Genomic DNA, 19,168 nt, shown 5'->3' with positions numbered 1-19,168 from the left:
GCTCCCTGCGGACCAGGTGGCGCTGACCGTCGACGACCTCGCGGCATACGTGACCGAATCCGGAACCGACCCGGTACAGGAGTTCGGCACGCCGGAGGAATTCGCCCCTCAGGTGGCACCGTCCGGGGAACAGGACGACGCCGCCCCTCCGTCCTCTGCCGAGACTTGGACCTGGAGGGCCGACGCCTTCCATGAACGCGACGTCCTCAACCGCTACGGCGACGAGGGCTGGGAGGTGGAGCGGGTGGACGGCGCGGGCCGCTTCGTCAGCCACCGCGATCCGGAGAACCCGCAGCGCTGGGAGTACCACCGCGAGACCGTCCTCCCGGGGCGCGGTCAAGCCGTCATCGACCGTTTGGCTCCGGACGGCTGGGAATCCTGCGGTACCTGGGTCTGCTTCGAGTACTTCAAGCGTCCCAAGGCCGCCACCATCGGGCCTGAGGCGGCTCTGCGGAACGTTCCCAGAACTCCAGCCGTATCGGCGTTCTGGAGCGGACATTTCAGGGATCTCATCGCTGCCATGACCATCGTCACCGTCGTCCTCTGCCTCGCCGGTCTCACGCTGGTGTCGGACCTCTCCTACAGCGATTTCGGTGGTTCCCTCACCGGCATGGTGGTGGGCGCTCTCAGCGCCTTGGCCATCTCGATCGTCGTCCGCGCCTGGCTCGCCCGCCGCCGCAAATCCTCCTGACGGAAATCAGCGTTTCGCTCGACCACTTCCCCGGCTGAGAAGCACGTGGGGTGGGAAGAAGTGGGGTTTTTGCGGTTGGTGGGATCCGGGGGGTTGTTCCCACGGGAGGGATGAGGACGGGACGCTCCCCGGCGGGCTGGACTGGGTACGTATTGCAGGACCGGTTCGCCCGCCGGTGCCTTGAGCGGCTCAGTGTGGAGTCCTTGCGGGCGGACGCGCTGAGGCCGTCTCGTAGGAGAGATACGTGATCAGAAAGCTGCTCGTCGCCAACCGGGGCGAGATCGCCGTGCGCGCCTTCCGCGCGGCCTATGAGCTCGGTATAGCCAGTGTCGCCGTGTACGCGCACGAGGACCGGTTGTCGCTGCACCGCCAGAAGGCGGACGAGGCGTACGAGATCGGCGAGCACGGGCATCCCGTCCGGGCCTACCTGGACGTGGACGGCATCGTGGAGACGGCGCTGCGGGTGGGCGCCGACGCCGTGTATCCGGGTTACGGGTTCCTGTCGGAGAGCCCCGAGCTGGCGAAGGCGTGCGTACGCAACGGCATCACGTTCGTGGGGCCGTCGTCGGCGGCGCTGAGCCTGGCCGGGAACAAGATCGAGGCGGTCGCGGCGGCGCGGCGGGCGGGGCTGCCGGTGCTGCGGTCGGCGACGCCGGAGGCCGGACGCGAGTTGGACGCGGCCGACGATGTCGGGTTCCCGCTGTTCGTGAAGGCCGCGGCCGGTGGCGGAGGGCGCGGGCTGCGCCGCGTCGACAACCGGGAGGATTTGCAGGCCGCCGTGGACACCGCCCGTAGGGAGGCGGAGAGCGCGTTCGGCGACGCCACGGTCTTCCTTGAGCAGGCGGTGGATCGTCCCCGCCACATTGAGGTGCAGGTCCTCGCGGACGGTGCCGGGCACGTGGTCCATCTGCGTGAGCGTGACTGTTCGGTGCAGCGGCGCCATCAGAAGGTGGTGGAAATCGCGCCCGCGCCCAGGCTCGACCCAGAGGTGGCGCAGCGGCTTTGTGACGACGCCGTGCGTTTCGCAAAGGAAATCGGCTACGAGAACGCGGGCACCGTGGAATTCCTCGTGGACGACCGCGGTCAGCACGTGTTCATCGAGATGAATCCGCGTATCCAGGTCGAGCACACCGTGACCGAAGAAGTCACCGGTGTCGACTTGGTGCAGAGCCAGTTGCGCATTGCGGGCGGCGAGACACTTGCTGACCTCGGTATCGCGCAGGACGAAGTGACCGTGAGCGGTTACGCCGTCCAGTGCCGGATCACCACGGAAGACCCGGCGAACGGGTTCCGTCCGGATACGGGGAAGATCTCGGCGTACCGGTCGCCGGGCGGCGCGGGTGTGCGTCTCGACACGGGTACCGCTTATGGCGGCGCGATCATCAGCCCCCATTTCGACTCCCTGCTGGTCAAGCTGACCTGCCGCGGACGGACGTTCGAGGAGGCCGTGCGGCGCGCGCGCAGAGCGGTCGCTGAATTCCGCATCCGGGGAGTGGCGTCCAACATTCCGTTCTTGCAGGCGCTGCTAGATGAACAGGACTTCCGCGCAGGCGGCGTGACGACGTCCTACATCGGCGACCATCCCGAACTGCTCACGGCACGGTCGAGCGGTGACCGCGCTACGCGGCTCGTCCGGTATCTGGCGGACGTGACCGTCAACAAGCCGCACGGTGAGGCGCCCACCGACCTGGACCCGGCGACGAAGCTCCCGGCGCTCTCCATGGACGGCCCGTTCCCGGAGGGTTCGCGCGACCGGCTGTTGGCGCTCGGCCCGCAGGCGTTCGCGCAGCAGCTCCGGTCGCAGAGCGCTCTGGCCGTCACGGACACGACGTTCAGGGACGCGCACCAGTCGCTTCTCGCGACGCGAGTACGCACATACGACCTGCTCGCCGCCGCTCCTTACCTCGCCCGAATGACGCCTCAGCTTTTCTCCATCGAAGCGTGGGGTGGGGCAACGTACGACGTCGCGCTTCGCTTTCTCGGAGAGTCGCCCTGGGACAGGCTCGCCGCGATCCGTGAAGCCGCACCGAACCTCTGCATTCAGATGCTCCTGCGAGGCCGCAACACCGTCGGCTACACGCCCTACCCGGACTCGGTGGCGCGGGCATTCGTGAAGGAAGCGGCCAGTACGGGAGTCGACATCTTCCGTGTGTTCGATGCGCTGAATGACGTGGAACGGATGCGTCCGGCCATCGAAGCGGTTCTCCAGACCCACGCCTTGGTGGAAGGGACCCTCTGCTACACGGGCGACCTGTCGTCCCCGAACGAGCGGCTCTATACCCTCGACTATTACCTGCGTCTAGCGGAGGAACTCGTCGAGGCGGGCGTCCACATCCTGTGCATCAAGGACATGGCCGGACTGCTCCGCGCGCCCGCCGCGTACACACTGGTCAAGGCGTTGCGCGAACGGTTCGACCTGCCCGTCCATCTGCACACCCACGACACGGCGGGCGGGCAGATCGGCACCTACATCGCGGCCATTCAAGCGGGGGTCGACGCAGTCGACGGTGCCGCCGCGCCCCTCTCGGGGACCACGAGCCAGCCGCCGCTCCAGGCGATCGTCGCCGCGACCGACTTCACCGAGAACGCGACCGGCATCGACCTGGGTGCGCTGACCTCCATGGAGCCGTACTGGGAGGCCGTCCGGAAGCTGTACGCGCCGTTCGAGATGGGGCTGCCTTCACCCACCGGACGGGTGTACCGGCACGAGATTCCTGGGGGGCAGTTGTCGAACCTGCGGCAGCAGGCCGTCGCGCTGGGCCTCGGTGACCGCTTCGAGGAGATCGAGCGGTTGTACGCGGCGGCGGACGCGATCCTCGGACGGCTCGTGAAGGTCACCCCGTCCAGCAAGGTGGTCGGCGACCTGGCGCTCCATCTGGTCGCGGCGGGTGCCGACCCAGACGACTTCGCCGAGAACCCTGACCGCTACGACATCCCTGACAGCGTCATCGGTTTCCTGAACGGCGAACTGGGCGACCCGCCAGGCGGCTGGCCCGAACCGTTCCGCACCAAGGCCCTCGAAGGACGCCAGTACACGCCCGCCCGTGCCGAACTCACCAGCACGGAAGAGAAGGCTCTGGCTGGGGCGGAGGTACGTGACACGCTCGACCGTCTCCTCTTCCCCGGCCCAGCGAAGGACTACCGGGAGGCACGCGCGGCCTACGGCGACCTGTCCGTACTGCCCACCGGCCCCTTCCTCTACGGCCTGCGCACAGGGCACGAGGTCGCGTTCGACCTCGAACCGGGCGTGCGGGTCCTCGCCGCCCTGGAGGCGGTGGGCGACGTGGACGAGGCGGGCGTCCGGCAGGTGATCTGCACGGTGAACGGGCAGCTCCGCACCCTGTCCGTCCGGGACAAGTCCGTGGCGTCGGACGCGCCGCCGGTCGAACGCGCCGACCCGGACGAGCCCGGCCACGTCGCCGCGCCCTTCGACGGGTCGGTGACGCTCCGCGTGGCGAAGGGCGACGAGGTCGCGGCGGGCGACGTGGTCGCCACGATCGAGGCGATGAAGATGGAGGCCGCGATCACCGCGCCCGTTGCGGGAACCGTGAACCGGCTGGCCGTCAAGGGGGCCACACCCGTCCAGGCGGGCGATCTGCTGCTGGTGATCGCCTGAGCGGACCGAGAGGGTCAGTTCGGGGAGTGCGCTGCGGCGTAGTCGGCGAGGGACGGTTCGAGCAGGTCGAACGCGGTCCGCGCGGACGCGGTGAGGGCGGCGGCGATCTCGTCGTCGCTCTCACCGTCCAGGGTGCGGCGGAGGGTCTCCTGGAACAGGACGCGGTGGACGCCGCCGAGCTGCGCGGCCACGAGGCGGGGGAGCGGGTCGTCCGGGGCCGCGCCCGTCTCCTCGGCGAGGACGGCGGCCAGGGCGGCCTCGCGCTCCTCGTGGAACTCGCGGAGCCGCGCCACGAGCGCCGGGCTCTGGACGAGCATGCGCGCGAAGTCGGGGCGGGAGAAGCCGATCACCGGGTCGCGCCGGTCGACCGCCCGCTGGAACTCCCGGCGCAGCGCGGTGAGCGCGGGCTCGCCGGCGGGCCGCTCGGCGACGATTGCGGCGAGCCGTCCGACGAAGGCGTCGCGCAGGTCGAGGGCCAGGTCCTCTTTGCGGGGGAAGTAGTTGGTGACGGTCATCTTCGCCACCTGGGCCGCAGCGGCGACGTCGGCGATCGTCACCCGGTCGTAGCCGTGCCGCAGGAAGAGGCGCGTCGCCTGGTTCGAGATGTTCTGCCGCGTCTGCTGCTTCTTCATCTCCCGGAGTCCCATCAGGTCATTGTTCCATGGGCGACCTAAATTTGTAATAAGTATATTTCTAGGCTCGTTCAAAGTTTAGGTCGCGAGACTATCGGGTACCGAGACCGGGTGACCCGTTCCCGCCCGGCAGGACGAGCAAAGGACACCGCCCTGAACGCCAGCCACGCGCCCAGCGCGACCCCCCGTGCGACCGTGAACGTGAACCTGGTCGATCCGATGAAGGACTACCTCTCCCGCATCGGCCGCACCGCGCTCCTCACTGCCGAGCAGGAAGTCGACCTCGCCAAGCGCATCGAGGCCGGACTGTTCGCCCGGGAGCGCCTCGAAACCCTGGGCGACGACCTCAGCCTTCAGGACAAGGAAGACCTGGAGTGGATCGCCGCCGACGGAGCACGCGCCAAAGAGCACATGGTGGAGGCCAACCTCCGTCTCGTCGTCTCGCTCGCCAAGCGCTATATGGGCCACGGCCTGCCGCTCAACGACCTCGTCCAGGAAGGCAACCTCGGGCTCATCCGCGCCGTGGAGAAGTTCGAGTACCGGCGCGGCCTCAAGTTCTCCACCTACGCCGTCTGGTGGATCAAGCAGGCGATCAGCCGCGCGCTGGCCGACCAGAGCCGCACGATCCGCATCCCCGTGCACGTCGTCGAGGTGCTGAACCGCATGACGCGCGTCCGGCGGCGGATGATGCAGGACCTCGGCCGCGAGCCCACCGCGCGGGAGCTGGCCGTGGAGCTCGACATCACGGCGGAGAAGGTCGAGTGGCTGCGCAGGCAGGCGCGCGAGCCGCTGTCCCTGCACACCCCCCTCGGGGAGGACGGCGACGGCGAGCTCGGCGACGTCATCGAGGACCCGGACGGCGGCGACCCCGCCGACGTCGTCGCGTCCTCGATGCTGCGCGGGCGGCTCGACGCCGTCCTGGAGACGCTGACCGAGCGGGAGGCGGGCGTGATCTCCCTCCGGTTCGGACTGTCCGGCGGCGAGCCCAAAACCCTGGAAGAGGTCGGGCGCGTATATGGGGTTACCCGGGAGCGAATCCGGCAAATCGAGTCAAAAGGGATGCATAAACTGCGCCATCCGTCTCGCCGCGAAACCCTCGCCGACCTGCTTGGATAGGGCGAGCGGGAACAGTCGCCGTACGCCGGTGTGACACGGAACTCGTCCCGCTGTGGGTGGCAGCGGAGATGATCTCCGAGGACACTTCTCGTGGACGTGCACGGCGGCTGAGAGACGGGAACGATGGCGAGGCGGTTCGGACGGCGTGGGCGGGTCACGCGCGCCACGGTGAGTGTCGCCGTGGCGTTTTCGCTGATGCAGTCCGCCGCCTTGGCGGAGGCGTCCGGCGGTGCGTTCACCGCCCCGACGGCGGTGGCGTCCACACCCGCGGTGGTTCAGCCGCCGACCGGGCCGTTCGACTCCGCGAAGCTGCGCGCGACCCTCGACGCCACGCGCGACGCGGGGATGTACGGGCTGTTCTCCGCGGCGCAGGACGGGAGCACCGGGTGGAACGGCGCGTCCGGGGTCGCGGACGTCCGGACGGGTCGTCCCGTCACCCCCGGCATGCGGCAGCGGATCGGCAGCATCACCAAGTCGTTTTTGGCGACCGCGATCCTCCAGCAAGTTGAAAAGGGCCGCATCGACCTCGATGCGCCGGTTGGACGGTATCTGCCGAACCTTTTCCCGGTGCGTCCCGGGAAACAGGTCACCGTGCGGATGCTTCTCAACCACACCAGCGGTATCGGCGACTACGTCCTCACTGCTTTTCCTTCATTGAAGGCGCTGTCTTCCAAGAGCCTGGACGAGTATCGCTTCCGCTACATTCCGCCGGAGCAGCTCATCGAGTGGGGCCTGCAAGCACCGCGCACCGGTGAGCCAGGGGAACGGTGGTCGTACTCCAACACGAACTACATCATCGCCGGACGGCTCCTGGAGAAGGTGACCGGGACGACCGCCGAGGAGTACATCAACCGGCACGTCATCGCCAAGGCCGGGTTGAAGGAGACGTACTTCCCGTCCGGTCCGCGGATAGCCGGGCCGCATCCGCGCATGTATCTGTCGCTCTACCAGAGCATCAAACCGCCCCGCGACTACAGCACGTTCAACATGAGCTGGGCTTGGACGGCGGGCGCGCTGGTCTCCACCACGAACGACCTCAACCGCTTCTACCGCAAGCTCCTCACCGGAGGGCTCATCGGCAAGGCCGCGCTGGGGGAGATGCAGCGGACCGTCCCGGCGAAGGACGCGGACGGCAACCTCCTCATGAACTACGGTCTCGGCATCTACTCGCTCGACCTCCCCTGCGGGACGTTCTGGGGCCACGACGGCATCGTCTTCGGCGGGGGCACCCAGTCGCTGTCGTCCGCGGGCGGGGAGCGCCAGGTCTCGGTCGCGTTCAACCTGACGATGTACCAGCAGCTCGACGCGAACGGGATGCCCGTTCCGCATCCGATCGACAGCGCGCTCGCGGCGCACGTCGTGGAGGCCCTGTGCGGCAGCCGTCCCGCCGCGCGGCCCGAGGAGCCGCAGCGGCCCGTCCAGTTGCTGCCGCTGCAGCTGGCGCGCGCCGGGCGCTGATCTTCAGGTCAACGCCCTTTTCTGCGGGCTGACCTGCGGGTCCGGAGAACTGTCAGTGGCGGGTCCTAGCGTCTTCGGCATGCCGAGCGCAACGAAGCGAATCGCGGCCCTCATCGACGAGTGCGACGCCCTCGCGGTGGCCGAGGCCGTCCGCGACCTGGACGTGGCCGACCGCCGCGCGGTCGCCAGGGCGCTGCCCGGCCACCTCAGGGAGGTGCGGTCGCGGTACGAACCGTGGGACGACATCCTCGACCACGCGCCCGCCTTCCGCGCGGCGGGCGCCGGCACGATGACCGGCGCGTCGGCGGTCGCGGCCTGGCTCAACCGGCGCGAGTTCAGCACCCGCTGGTCCGGTGATCACGGTGACACCGACCTGCTGCTCTCCCTCTGGGACGACCGCGACGAGACCTGGCTCGCCGAGCTCGCGCGGCGGCTCACGCTCCGGCTGCGCGGCCCGCGCCACGTCGGGCTCGACCTCGTCCTCGCGCTGCTGGCCGAGACCGGGATCGAGCCGCCCGAGCACGACCCGCTCGTCGTCGGCTGGGTGGCGTCCGCGCCGCCCCGCGCGAAGGACCCGCTGCTCCCGTTCCTGCTCCCGCGCGTCTTCGAGGCGGACGGCGTCGGCCGCGAACTGCGCGACCGCTCGTCCTGGCCGCGGACGCTGGCCACCCTCGCCGCCCGGGGCGACGTCGACCGGCGCATGCTGCTGGACGGCTGCGTCCGCCGGTTCCTGCGCGGCGGGACGGCCCTCGACCTGCGCTTCTTCGTCCGCCTGCACGGCCTCCTCCTGCCGGGCGACCCGGCCGCGCGGGAACGCGAGATCAGCGCCCGCGCCCGCGACTACGCGCGGCTGCTGCCGTCCGCGCCGGGCACCGTCGCCGACGTCGCGCTCGGGCTGCTCAAGGAGGTGCCCGCGCTGCCGTCCGAGCTGGTCGTCGAGGCGCTGGACGGCGTGCTGTTCCGGCCGGAGGCAGGGCTCGTGAGGTCCGGTCTGTCGTGGCTGGAGCGGACCGTCCAGCGGCGCCCGGGCCTCGCGGCGAGCTGCGCTCCCGCGCTCGCCCGCGCGTTCGGGCACGAGTCGTACGCGGTGCAGCGGCGGGCCGTCCGCATCGCGCTCAAGTTCCCGGACGGGGTCGACGGCCGGGCGATCGCCGACGCGGTCCCGCTGCTTCCCGCCGACCTCGGCGCGCAGGTCGCCGCCCGGTTCAGCGGCGACGTCGCCGATCCGGGCGCGGGCGGCGACGTGCCGCCGCCGCCCGCGTTCGTCCCGCCTCCGCCGCGCGAGCCGCTGCCTCCGCTTCCGCCGCCGATCACCACCGTCGCGGAGCTGGCCGAGGCCGTCGACGCCTTCCCTGCCGGCTGGGCGGAGGCCGAGCGGATGATGGACGGGTTCGTCCGGCTGACGTGGGACGACGCGGACGCCGTGAAGGCGGCGCTGAAACCCGTCCTGCAACCCGTCTTCTATCCGGGGCTGGAGTCCGACCAGCGGTGGCGCGGCCCCCGCGAGTGGATGATGGCGACCGGACTCCTGCTGACCGGCTCCGGCCCGCTGTCCGAGGGCTGGCGGCGCCGGCTTCCGCCCGCCCGCGTCCTCGGCGGCCCGAACCTGCTCTACCTGAGCCGGTGCGCGGAGCTGTACGCCGCCGTCGAGGACGGGACGCTGCCCCCGCTCCTCCTCGGCACCCCCACCGAGGCGACCGGGCACCTCGACCCGCTGGCGCTGGTGGAACGCCTCGAACGGCTCCAGGAGGCGGGCGCCGACCCCGGCCCGGCCGACCTCCAGCAGGCCCTGCTGCGGCTGCCGCGCGAGATCGACCCGGACGCGGTGAAGCGGGCCGCCGCGCTGACCTCGTCCGCCGGGCGCGCCGTCGCGCGCCTCCTCGCGGACGGCGGGCTGCCCGTCCCCGCGGTGTCGATGCGGCCGTTCGAGCGCGGCGCCCCCGAGCCGGTGATCAGCGTGCCGCCGACCGGGCTGCCGCTGGTCGACGCCGTGTTCACCGCACCGCCGGAGCACTGCGGCGACGGGCACGGCTGGTTCCGGGCGACCTGGCCGCGGTTGCTGCCGTCCCATCCGGAGGTCGTCGCGGCGCACGTCCTGCCGCTCCTCGCGGAGGGCCGGTACGCCTTCGAGATCGGGGCGCCGGTCGAGGAGGTGATCGAGCTCGTCCCCGGCGACGGGCCGTTCGCCGAGGCCGTCGGGCATTTCCTGGCGCGGCAGCTCACCGCGCGCCGGAGCGGGCGGGCCGACCTGGCGCTGCACACGATGGCCGCCCGGGGCGACCTGCCCGCCGCCGCGTTCGGCCGCCACCTCGGACGGCTCGTCCTCGACGGCGACATCCGGCTCGTCCGGATCATCGACGCGCTCGAACGCGCGGTGGACGTCGGCGCGCACGCCGCCGTCTGGCAGACGATCGCCGCCGCCCTGCCCGTGCTCTGCCCGGAGCCGGGGCAGCGCCCGGTGCACGGCCTCGACCGCCTGATCGCCCTCGGCCTCCGCACCGCCCGCTGGTCGAACGCCCGCGCCCGCATCCCCGAACTGGACGCGCTGGCCGCCCGCAAGGGCAGCACCAACGTGGCCCGCGAAGCCCGCGCCCTCTCCACCCACCTGGCCGAGGGCCGGTGATCGAGTGGGTTGGGCGGCGTGGCCGACGGGGTTCGTGCGTTGGGTGTTCGTGCTGGTGGGTTGGCGAGGGTTAGTGGAGGTCAGAGGGGTCGGTGTTGGCGCCGCAGAGGACGACCATGACCCGTTCGTCGGGGGAGGGGCGGTAGGCACCGGTACGGAGGGCGGCGATGGCTGTGGCGGTGCCGTGCTCGACGGCGAGGCGGTACTCGTCCCAGACGAAACGGCGGGCCTCGACGATGGCCTCCTCCGTGACCAGGACGGGGCGCACGTCCGTCCGTGTCGCGACCGCGAAGGCGATCTCGCCGAGCCGGGTGGCGCCGAGGGAGTCGGCGGCGATGCCGGAGACGTCCACGTCGACCGGGCGCCCGGCGGCGAGAGCGCGTTCGAGGGTCGGGATGCGCTCCGGCTCGACGCCGACGACGCGGGCGTGGCCTTCGAGGGCCGTGGCGACGCCCGCCATCAGGCCGCCGCCGCCGACCGCGAGGAGGACGGTGTCCACCTCGCCGCCGGTCTGCTCCAGGATCTCCACGCCGAGCGTGCCCTGGCCCGCGCAGACCTCGGGCAGGTCGTAGGCGTGGCAGAACAGGGCGCCGGTGTCGGCGGCCCGCTTGGTCGCGGCGTCCTGTGCCTCGGCGTACCGGGTGCCGACCTGGACGACGGTCGCGCCGAGCGCGCGGAGCCGCGCGACCTTCACCGCGGGCGCGGTCTCCGGCACGAACACCTCGGCCGGGACGCCCGCCCGCGCCGCCGCGTACGCAAACGCGAGCCCCGCGTTGCCGCCGGACGCCGCGACGATGCCGCTCCCGGGGAGGCGCGCCTCGTCCCGCGCGGCCAGGACGTGGTTGAACGCGCCGCGCGCCTTGAACGACCCGGTGTGCTGGGTCAGCTCCAGCTTCAGCCACATCCGCGCGGCGGGCGCGAGCGGCCCGGGATCGACCTCGATGACCGGGGTCCGGCGGATCTCACCCGCCACGCGGGCGGTCGCGGCGTCGACGTCCGACTGAGCGATCACTGGGATTCCCTCCGGCCGATATCAGTACCGAACCAACCTTGGCACATGACACCCCCAACCAAGCCACCCAGCTCAGCCACCCAGCCAAGCCACCCCCCATTCACCATCCCCACCAGGGCGGGGCAGCGGGTGGGCCGGGACGGGTGGTTGCGGCCTGGCACCGGCACGCCCACCGAAGTGATGCGCTGGGTGTGCAGGGGAATCTTGGCGGCTCGGCAACGGCACCCTCGATCGGATCCTGCTGGTCAACGCGGGGGACGGCGTGTCCGCGATCGCCGCGGCGGCGGGCATCTATGCGTCGGCGTCATGCAGTGGGTCGGTTGGGAAGGGGCGGTCGTCAAAGAGGGAGGGTGGCGGCTCGGTGGAGGAGGGATTTGCGTTCGGGGGCGTTGCGGGTCAGGGCGGCGGCGCGCTCGAACTCCGCGCGGGCCTCGGCCGTCCGGTCCAGGCGGGCGAGGAGGTCGCCGCGGACACTCGGCAGGAGGTGGTAGTCGCGTAGGGACGGCTCGTCCAGCAGCGCGTCCACGATCTCGAGGCCCTTTTCGGGGCCGTCCGCCATACCGACCGCCACCGCGCGGTTCAGCTCCACGACGGGGGACGGGGCGACGCTGGCGAGGATCCCGTACAGGGACGCGATCTGCGCCCAGTCGGTGTCCTCCGGCGCGAGGGCCTGGGCGTGGCAGGCGGCGATCGCGCCTTGCAGGACGTACGGCCCCGGCGGCTCGCCGATCTTCTTCGCGCGGAGCAGGGCGGCGAAGCCGCGGTGGATGAGGAGGCGGTCCCAGCGGCCGCGGTCCTGCTCCAGCAGCGGGACGGGCTCGCCATCCGGCCCGGTGCGGGCCCGCGTCCGGGACGCCTGGATCTCCATCAGCGCGACGAGCCCGTGCACCTCGGGCTCGCGCGGGGCCAGCTCGGCGAGGACCCGGCCGAGCCGCAGCGCCTCCCGGCACAGGTCGGCCCGCAGCCAGTCGTCCCCGGCGGTGGCCGTGTAGCCCTCGTTGAAGATCAGGTAGATGACCTCCAGGACGGACGACAGCCGCGCCGCCCGGTCCGGGCCCTCGGGCACCTCGAACGGGACGCCTGCGTCGGACAGCGTCCGCTTCGCCCGGACGATCCGCTGCGCCACCGTCGCCTCGGACACGAGGAACGCCCGCGCGATCTCGTCCGTGGTCAGGCCGCCGAGCATGCGCAGCGTCAGCGCGACCCGCGCCTGCGTGGACAGGACGGGATGGCACGCGGTGAAGACGAGGCGGAGCACGTCGTCCTCGATGTGCTCGTCGTCGGGGACGTCGAGCTCCGGCGGCGCCTGGGTCTCCAGATCGCGTCCGATCTCGGCGAGCTTCGTCTCGAAGCGCTGGTGGCGGCGGATCCGGTCGATGGCGCGGCGCTTGCCGACGGCCATGAGCCAGGCCCCCGGGTTGTCCGGGACGCCTGACTCGGGCCACTGTTCGAGTGCGGCGACGAGCGCGTCCTGCGCGAGTTCCTCGGCGAGCCCGATGTCGTTCACCATCCGGGCGAGTCCGGCGATGATGCGGGCGGCCTCCAGCCGCCACACGGCGTCGATGCTCGCGTGCACCCCGGATCCCCGCGCGGGCACGCCGTCGGAAGTCGTCACGCCGCGATGACAACACCCCCACCACCCCGCACGCAAGCTGAGCGCCAGCTCACCGCACCATATGAGCCCGCCGCGACCCGACGCCCGTGCCTGGCGTGATCCGGTGTGTGCGCCCGGCGGCGGCCGACTGACTGAATCCGGCGGCAGTCGATGACGGGGGTGTCGATGACGGGGGTTCAGCAGCGGCTCGCCGACTGGACTCGGTGGCACCCTGCCGCTCAGGCCTCAGGCCTCAGGCCTCAGGCCTCAGGCCTCAGGCCTCAGGCCTCAGGGTGCAGGGCGCAGGGCGCAGGCCTCAGGGCGCAGGGCTCAGGGCTCAGGCCCAAGGCCTCAGGGCGCAGGGCGCAGGCCTCAGGGCGCAGGGCTCAGGCCCAAGGCCCAGGGCTCAGCCATGGCGTGGGAGTCGGTGGTGGTTCACCGCGTGGGCTCGGGGTGGCCTTCCGTGTGGGCTTGTGGCGGTTCGTTGGGTGGGCCTGGTAGTGGCTCTTCGGGAGAGCTCGTGGGAGTGAGCGGCCCGCCGGGCAAGGGGTGGGCTTGCGCGGCGGGCCGGTGTGGGCGTGTCGGGTCAGGCGCCCGGGAAAGGGTCTTCGGGACCGAAGACCTGCTGGATGATGCCCTCGCCGTCGCCGACGATGGAGTAGAAGCGCTTGGAGAGTTCGATCGCCTCCTCGCGGCTGCGGACCTCGATGAGGGCGAAGCCGACGACGGCCTCCTTGGCCTCGGCGAACGGGCCGTCGGTGACGGTGATCTTGCCGCCGGAGGAGGCGATCCGGGTGCCGCCCGGCTCCAGGCCGCCGGTGGCGAGGAGCACGCCCGCCTTGGAGGTCTCCTCGATGAACTTGCCCATCTCCGCCATCATCGCCTCGTCCGGCGGGGCGGCGTCGGAGTTGTCGTCCGTGGTCATCAGCAAGAACCGCATCGCGGGCTCCTCTCTCGGGGACCGGGTCCCTCCCGGGCCTTCACTAGCGCGTCGAACGGGTCGGTCCCGGATCGACATGTCAGCCGGACTTCTTTCAGAATTTTCCCGGAACCCGTATCGTTCCAGGTCACAGGCGATGCGCGGACGATCCCCGTGCAGAACCGCCGAGAAGGATACGAAGTAGGACAATCTTCCGGTGGGCAAGTCAGCGATTAACGAGTAACTTCGTCCGGTAGTAAGGTTCTTTCGTCCGAGGAGGCCCTCCCGTGGGAGACCCGGCACCGGGTGACGGTGCGCAGAACGAGCCCCGGATCGACAGCACCGTCCCGCAGTCCGCGCGCATCTGGAACTACTGGCTCGGCGGCAAGGACAACTACCCGGTCGACCGCGCCGCGGGCGACCAGTTCGTCGCCGTCTACCCCCAGATCGTGGACGTCGCGCGCCATTCCAGGGCGTTCCTGAGCCGCGCCGTCCGGTACCTGGCCGCCGAGGTCGGGATCAGGCAGTTCCTCGACATCGGCACCGGGCTGCCCACCGTCGACAACACCCACGAGGTCGCGCAGCGCGTCGCGCCCGACGCCCGCATCGTGTACGTCGACAACGACCCGCTCGTCCTCGCGCACGCCCGCGCGCTGCTGACCAGCAGCCTGCAGGGCGTCACCGACTACATCGACGCCGACCTCCGCGACCCGCGCCGGATCCTGGAGGAGGCCGCGAGGACGCTCGACCTCGACCGTCCCGTCGCGTTGATGCTGCTGAACATCCTCGGGCACGTCCCCGAGTACGACGACGCCCGCGCGATCGCCGCGGAGCTGATGGGCGCGCTCCCGCCGGGCAGCCACCTGGCCGTCGCGGACGGCACGGACGTCCTCACCGGCGAGGCGTTCCGGTCCGCGATCGACCTGTGGAACGACGCGAGCGAGACCCCCTACCACCTGCGCACCCCGGAGCTGATCGCCGGATACTTCGAGGGCCTGGAGATCCTGGAGCCGGGCGTCGTGTCGGTGTCGCGGTGGCGGGCCGAGCCGGGCCCGTTCGGGCAGCCCGCCGAAGTGGACGAGTTCTGCGCCGTGGGCCGCAAGAAACCGGACGGCCCGGCATGAGCGAGATGAGCACCGGCGACCCCTGGGACGAGGCGGCCCCGCTGATCCCGCCGCAGGGGCCCCGGACGGCGGGCCCGACCGTGCTGCGCATGCTGGTCGGCGCGCAACTGCGCCGCTACCGCGAGGCGGCCGGGATCTCCACCGAGAAGGCGGGCTACGAGATCCGCGGCTCGCACTCCAAGATCAGCCGGATGGAGCTGGGCCGCGTCGGGTTCAAGGAACGCGACGTCGCCGACCTGCTGACCCTCTACGGCGTGACCGACGAGGGCCGCCGCGAACCGCTGCTCGACCTCGCCGACCACGCGAACCGGCCGGGCTGGTGGCAGGAGTACGGCGACATCGTGCCCACCTGGTTCGAGCCGTACCTCGGGCTGGAGCAGGGCGCCGTGGTGGCCCGCGTGTACGCGGTGCAGGACGTCCCGGAGCTGCTCCAGACCCGCGACTACGCCCGCGCGCTGGTCACGGCGAGGCACCCGGACGCGTCCGCGGACGAGGTCGAGCGCCGGGTCGAGCTGCGGATGCGCCGCCGCCGCGTGTTCGAGCGCCCCGACCCGCTGAAGCTGTGGGCGGTCGTCGACGAGGCGGCGCTGCGCCGCACGGTCGGCGGGCCCGAGACGATGCGCGACCAGATCAGGTTCCTGGCCGACATGGCGCGGCTGCCGAACGTCACCGTCCAGGTGCTGCCGTTCGCGTGCGGCGGGCACGCGGCGGAGGGCGGGCCGCTGACCCTGCTGCGGTTCGCCGAGCCCGAGCTGCCCGACGTCGTCTACATGGAGCAGCTCACCGGCGCGGTCTATCCGGACCGTCCGGCCGACATCACCCGGTACCGGGACGTCCTGAACCGGCTCGGGGTGCAGGCGGAGCCGCCCGTCGAGACGCAGAGCATCCTGCGGGACGTCCTGCACCAGGTCGTCTAGCGGCCGTGCGGGCGCGGGCGGTAGGCGGCGATGATCACGCCGGTCGTGAGCGTCGCCGTGTCCGCGAGCTCGAACGCGGCGGTGAAGCCCGCGTGGTTGAGCGACTCGCCCGGCCGGTCGGTGCCGACGAGGACAGGATGGATCCACAGGCGCAGCTCGTCCAGCAGGCCGTGCCGCACAAGCATGCGGGAGACGGGGCCGAAGCCGTACTGGAGGATGTCGAGGCCGTCCCGCTCCTTGAGCTTGGTGATCTCCGCGACGGCCTCGTCGCGCGGGATCGCCGTCGTGTCGCCCCACCCGGGCTTGCGCAGCGAGTCGGACACGACGTAGTGCGGGAGCGTGGTCATCCGGACGCCGAAGTCCCCAGCGGCGTCCCCCATCGCGGGCCACGCCTGCGAGAAGCCGTCGAACGTCCGGCGGCCCATGAGCAGCGCGCCGCAGGAGAACAGCAGGTCCCGGGCGTAGGCGGCGGCCTCGTCCTGGAAGTAGGGCGCGGTCCAGTCGTGGGGCCGCTGGACCACGCCGTCCAGCGACACGTAGGTCGAGCTGATGATCTTCCGCATGAGCCTCCCCCGAGCGCGCCGGGCCAGCCTAGGTTCGGACGGGCCGATTCGGCGGCGTGTCCTTATCTCGGGGAGGTCTGCGAACGGTCAAGGACTCGTCACGGTGTCTTGTGGCCCGCGCCACGCTGAATGATCATCGGCGGACGTGCGGCCGCGGGGACCCGCGCCCGGCCGGATGGCCGATGACCGGACGGGTCCTCCTCGCCGCGCGCCTGCGAATGGGGGACGAACGGTGACCGCACCCGCCCTGCGGCTGGCCCGCGCGCACTGGACGCCTCTCGCCGGCATCGCCCTGCTGACGCTGGTCTCGGCGCTGCTCGCCGTGCTCGTCCCGGCCCGGACGGCCGCCGCCTACGACCGCGCGGCGGCCGGCGCGGTGGCGGGCGCCGACGTGCAGGTGCGGGGCAAGTCGGGCGGCGCCGCCGCGTTCGGGCGGATCTCGTCCGGCGAGGCGATGGCGTCGGCGGCGGTCGGCTGGCGGTCGCTGCTCCCGCCGTCCCTGGCCCGCGTGACCGGCGACCCCGAGCCGTCGATCGCCACGGCCGACCTGACGGCGCTCGGGAGGTTCAAGCGGCCGCGCATGCTCACGCTGAACTTCGCGCCGGACGCGACGAGGCGGATCCGGATCGTGGCGGGCGCGCCGTCCCTCCCGTGGGGGTCCGCGCGACCAGGCGAGATCGGCGTCCTGATCTCCAAGACCTACGCCGACCTGCTCGGCTACCGTCCCGGCGACCGGATCGAGCTCGCCGAGCGGAAGGAGCCGGGGACGATCCAGACCCGCGTCGCCGGGGTGTACGTCCCGCTGAACGCCGCCGACCCGTACTGGGCGCCGCACCCGAGCATGCTGCAGCCCCAGAAGGTCACGATCGACAGCGAGGGGACGAAGGCCGAGCTGGGCACCGCCCTGATGGACGGCGACGGCTACAGCACCATCACCCGGACGTCGCCCCGGCTGCTCAACTTCACCTGGCGGTTCCCGGTGCGCCCCGGCGAGGTCGACGCGCGCAACGCGGACTCGGTCGCCGCCGCCCTGGACGCCTACCGCTCCGCCGTCTCCGGCCGCGCGGACATCTTCCCCTGCACCGTGAGCACCGTCCTCGACACCCGGCTGGACGGGTACCTGGGCCGCCTGCACGCCGCGCAGTCGGTCCTCGCGCTGGCGTTCGGCGGGCTCGCGGGCGTCGCCGCCGGGGTGCTGCTGCTCGCCGCCGGGCTGTTCGGCGAGCGGCTGCGTCCCGCGCTCGGGCTGATGCGGGCACGCGGCGCGGCGGCGCGGCAGCTCGCGCCGCTCGGCGGCGGGCTCACGGCGGCGGCGGTCGTGCCGTCCGCCGCGCTCGGCTACCTGGCCGGACGGCTGCTCGACGCCGGTCCGCCGCAGCCGTCCTCGGCGTACGCGGTCGGCGCGCTGGCCGTCGCCGTCCTCGCGGTGGCGGCGGCCGGCGCGGTGCTCGGCGCCCGGCGGGCCTCGACCGGCGCGGACCGGCGGGACGACGTGGCCGCCGCCCGCCCGTCCCGGCGGCGGCGCGTGGTGGAGGTGCTGCTGATCGCGCTCGCCGTGACCGGCGTCGTGCTGCTGCGCCGCCGCGGCGCGGGCGCCGGGGCCGATCCGCTGGTCGCGGCCGTCCCGGTGCTGCTCGGCGCGGCGGCCGGGGTGCTCGTCCTGCGCGGCTACCCGTACCTGCTGCGCGCCGCCGGTCCGGCGCTGCGCCGCCGCCGCGGGACGGTCGCGTTCCTCGGCCTCGCCCGCGCCGGACGGCAGAACCCGGTCGGGGCGCTGCCGCTCGCCGTCCTGCTGCTGGCCGCCGCCGTCGCCGGGTTCGCCGCGACGGTGAACGCCGAGCTGCGGGCCGGGCAGGCCCGCGCGTCCTGGGCGCGGACCGGCGCGGACGCCCGCGTCGCCGCCGGGCCGCTGGACGACGCCGCGCTCCGCCGCATCCGCGCCGTGCCGGGCGTGACGGGCGTGGTCACGGCCCGGGTCATCGAGAACGTGTCGATCGCGACGGACCCCGCGCCGATGACCGTGATCGGCGTGGACCTCGGCGTCTACCGCAAGCTCGCGCCCGGCGTCCCGGACGTGCCGCGCTCCGGCGTCGTCATGTCGCCGCTCGCCGCGCAGACGATCAAGTCGGGCTCGGTGGTGCTCAGCCGCCCCGGGCTGGACCCGCTGCGCGTCACGCCGTCCGGGACGGTGGACCGCTTCCCCGGGCAGGACGCGGGCACCGCGTTCGTGATCGTCCCGTACCGGCTGGTCGCGGAGGAGCACGGCTTCCCGCGCGAGGTCTTCGTCGCGGGGAAGCACATCGACGCGAAGGCGCTGCGGGCGGCCGTCCCGGGACGCGACGTCCGCATGCGGCAGGACGAGCTGCGCGCCCTCACCGGCGGCCCCATGGTCGGCGTCGTGCACGGCACCTTCCGGGACGGCGCGCTCATCGCCGGCGCGTTCGGCCTGCTCGCGGTGCTGCTCGTGCTGGTCGCGGGCGCGCAGGCCCGGGGCCGCGTGACCGCCACCCTGCGCATGCTCGGGCTGAGCAGGCGGCAGAGCCGCGTCCTCGCGCTGGTGGAGATCGCGCCCGTGCTGCTGTGCGCGGTGGGCGCGGGCTGGGCGCTGGGCCTCCTGCTGCCGCAGATCACCGGCCCAGCGGTGGACCTGCGCCCCTACACGGGCGGCCATTCCGTCATCGCCTACGTCCCGGGCACGCCCGCGCTGCTCGGCCTCGCCGGGGCCCTGCTGCTGGCCGCCGCGGCGACCGTCGCGGTCGACCGCGCCTTCGACGCCGACCCCGGAACGGTGCTGAGAACCGGCACCTAAAGGGTGATTTGTCCTTATTGCGAAACAGTTTCGAATAGTCAAAGAATCATCACGGCCCCTTGTGGTACCGGTCACTTTTCAATGATCATGAGCG

At 72.2% G+C, this 19,168-nt stretch carries 12 protein-coding genes and 1 pseudogene; 8 read left to right on the top strand and 5 right to left on the bottom strand.

Annotated features, from left to right (window positions below; all coding sequences use genetic code 11):
- Positions 1–16: 16 nt before the first annotated feature.
- Together FXF68_RS17845 and FXF68_RS17840 are read left to right on the top strand one after the other, a co-directional pair.
- The gene (locus FXF68_RS17845; RefSeq protein WP_148760488.1) at positions 17–691 is read left to right on the top strand and encodes a hypothetical protein; all 675 of its coding nucleotides are present in this window, start codon (positions 17–19) and stop codon (positions 689–691) included.
- Between the two features lie 244 nt (positions 692–935).
- Positions 936–4,307 (top strand): pyruvate carboxylase, encoded by a 3,372-nt coding sequence (locus tag FXF68_RS17840; protein WP_148760486.1) that lies wholly within the window; start codon positions 936–938, stop codon positions 4,305–4,307.
- Positions 4,308–4,321: 14 nt separating this feature from the next.
- Here the strand turns inward: FXF68_RS17840 and FXF68_RS17835 are convergent, their stop codons facing one another.
- Positions 4,322–4,954: a TetR/AcrR family transcriptional regulator gene (locus tag FXF68_RS17835; protein ID WP_148760484.1), complete on the bottom strand. Its 633-nt coding sequence runs from the start codon at positions 4,952–4,954 to the stop codon at positions 4,322–4,324.
- Between the two features lie 198 nt (positions 4,955–5,152).
- Between FXF68_RS17835 and FXF68_RS17830 the strand changes: the two are divergent.
- From FXF68_RS17830 to FXF68_RS17820, 3 genes and pseudogenes are all read left to right on the top strand, one after another.
- Positions 5,153–6,055: pseudogene (locus FXF68_RS17830) on the top strand (RNA polymerase sigma factor); the annotation flags it as partial.
- A 180-nt stretch (positions 6,056–6,235) separates the two neighbouring features.
- The gene (locus FXF68_RS17825) at positions 6,236–7,513 is read left to right on the top strand and encodes a serine hydrolase domain-containing protein (RefSeq protein WP_246178760.1); all 1,278 of its coding nucleotides are present in this window, start codon (positions 6,236–6,238) and stop codon (positions 7,511–7,513) included.
- Positions 7,514–7,592: 79 nt separating this feature from the next.
- Complete coding sequence (locus FXF68_RS17820; protein WP_148760482.1) at positions 7,593–10,136, top strand: DUF7824 domain-containing protein; 2,544 nt, start codon at positions 7,593–7,595, stop codon at positions 10,134–10,136.
- Positions 10,137–10,206: 70 nt separating this feature from the next.
- On the opposite strand, the gene FXF68_RS17815 is transcribed toward FXF68_RS17820, so the two are convergent.
- From FXF68_RS17815 to FXF68_RS17800, 3 genes are all read right to left on the bottom strand, one after another.
- A complete protein-coding gene (locus FXF68_RS17815; RefSeq protein ID WP_148760481.1) occupies positions 10,207–11,148 on the bottom strand; it encodes a threonine/serine dehydratase in 942 nt (313 codons plus the stop codon).
- Between the two features lie 337 nt (positions 11,149–11,485).
- A complete protein-coding gene (locus FXF68_RS17810) occupies positions 11,486–12,658 on the bottom strand; it encodes an RNA polymerase sigma factor (RefSeq protein WP_222870009.1) in 1,173 nt (390 codons plus the stop codon).
- 670 nt (positions 12,659–13,328) lie between these two features.
- On the bottom strand, positions 13,329–13,682 hold the full coding sequence (locus tag FXF68_RS17800) for a YciI family protein (protein WP_148351720.1): 354 nt from the start codon (positions 13,680–13,682) through the stop codon (positions 13,329–13,331).
- 266 nt (positions 13,683–13,948) lie between these two features.
- Here FXF68_RS17800 and FXF68_RS17795 point away from each other — a divergent pair, with 266 nt between their 5' ends.
- Positions 13,949–14,785, top strand: a complete 837-nt coding sequence (locus tag FXF68_RS17795; protein ID WP_148760479.1) for an SAM-dependent methyltransferase — start codon at positions 13,949–13,951, stop codon at positions 14,783–14,785.
- On the top strand, positions 14,782–15,702 hold the full coding sequence (locus tag FXF68_RS17790; RefSeq protein ID WP_342787140.1) for a helix-turn-helix domain-containing protein: 921 nt from the start codon (positions 14,782–14,784) through the stop codon (positions 15,700–15,702). Before FXF68_RS17795 ends, FXF68_RS17790 begins: the two co-directional genes overlap by 4 nt.
- Here FXF68_RS17790 and FXF68_RS17785 read toward each other — a convergent pair.
- Positions 15,699–16,265 (bottom strand): dihydrofolate reductase family protein, encoded by a 567-nt coding sequence (locus FXF68_RS17785; RefSeq protein WP_148760477.1) that lies wholly within the window; start codon positions 16,263–16,265, stop codon positions 15,699–15,701. The genes FXF68_RS17790 and FXF68_RS17785 overlap by 4 nt on opposite strands.
- Positions 16,266–16,497: 232 nt before the next feature.
- Between FXF68_RS17785 and FXF68_RS17780 the strand changes: the two genes are divergently transcribed.
- Positions 16,498–19,074, top strand: a complete 2,577-nt coding sequence (locus tag FXF68_RS17780) for an FtsX-like permease family protein (protein ID WP_148760475.1) — start codon at positions 16,498–16,500, stop codon at positions 19,072–19,074.
- Positions 19,075–19,168 lie beyond the last annotated feature (94 nt).

The sequence above is a fragment of the Actinomadura decatromicini genome, from assembly GCF_008121305.1.
Classification (GTDB): domain Bacteria; phylum Actinomycetota; class Actinomycetes; order Streptosporangiales; family Streptosporangiaceae; genus Spirillospora; species Spirillospora syzygii.
This window is presented reverse-complemented; position numbering and strand designations above follow the sequence as displayed.

Bases quoted from the DNA above. Each gene is read 5' to 3' on its own strand.
- FXF68_RS17790 (WP_342787140.1), top strand. From the start codon at position 14,782: ATGAGCGAGATGAGCACCGGCGACCCCTGGGACGAGGCGGCCCCGCTG.
- FXF68_RS17785 (WP_148760477.1), bottom strand. From the start codon at position 16,265: ATGCGGAAGATCATCAGCTCGACCTACGTGTCGCTGGACGGCGTGGTC.
- FXF68_RS17800 (WP_148351720.1), bottom strand. From the start codon at position 13,682: ATGCGGTTCTTGCTGATGACCACGGACGACAACTCCGACGCCGCCCCG.
- FXF68_RS17835 (WP_148760484.1), bottom strand. From the start codon at position 4,954: ATGGGACTCCGGGAGATGAAGAAGCAGCAGACGCGGCAGAACATCTCG.
- FXF68_RS17810 (WP_222870009.1), bottom strand. From the start codon at position 12,658: ATGGTGAACGACATCGGGCTCGCCGAGGAACTCGCGCAGGACGCGCTC.
- FXF68_RS17820 (WP_148760482.1), top strand. From the start codon at position 7,593: ATGCCGAGCGCAACGAAGCGAATCGCGGCCCTCATCGACGAGTGCGAC.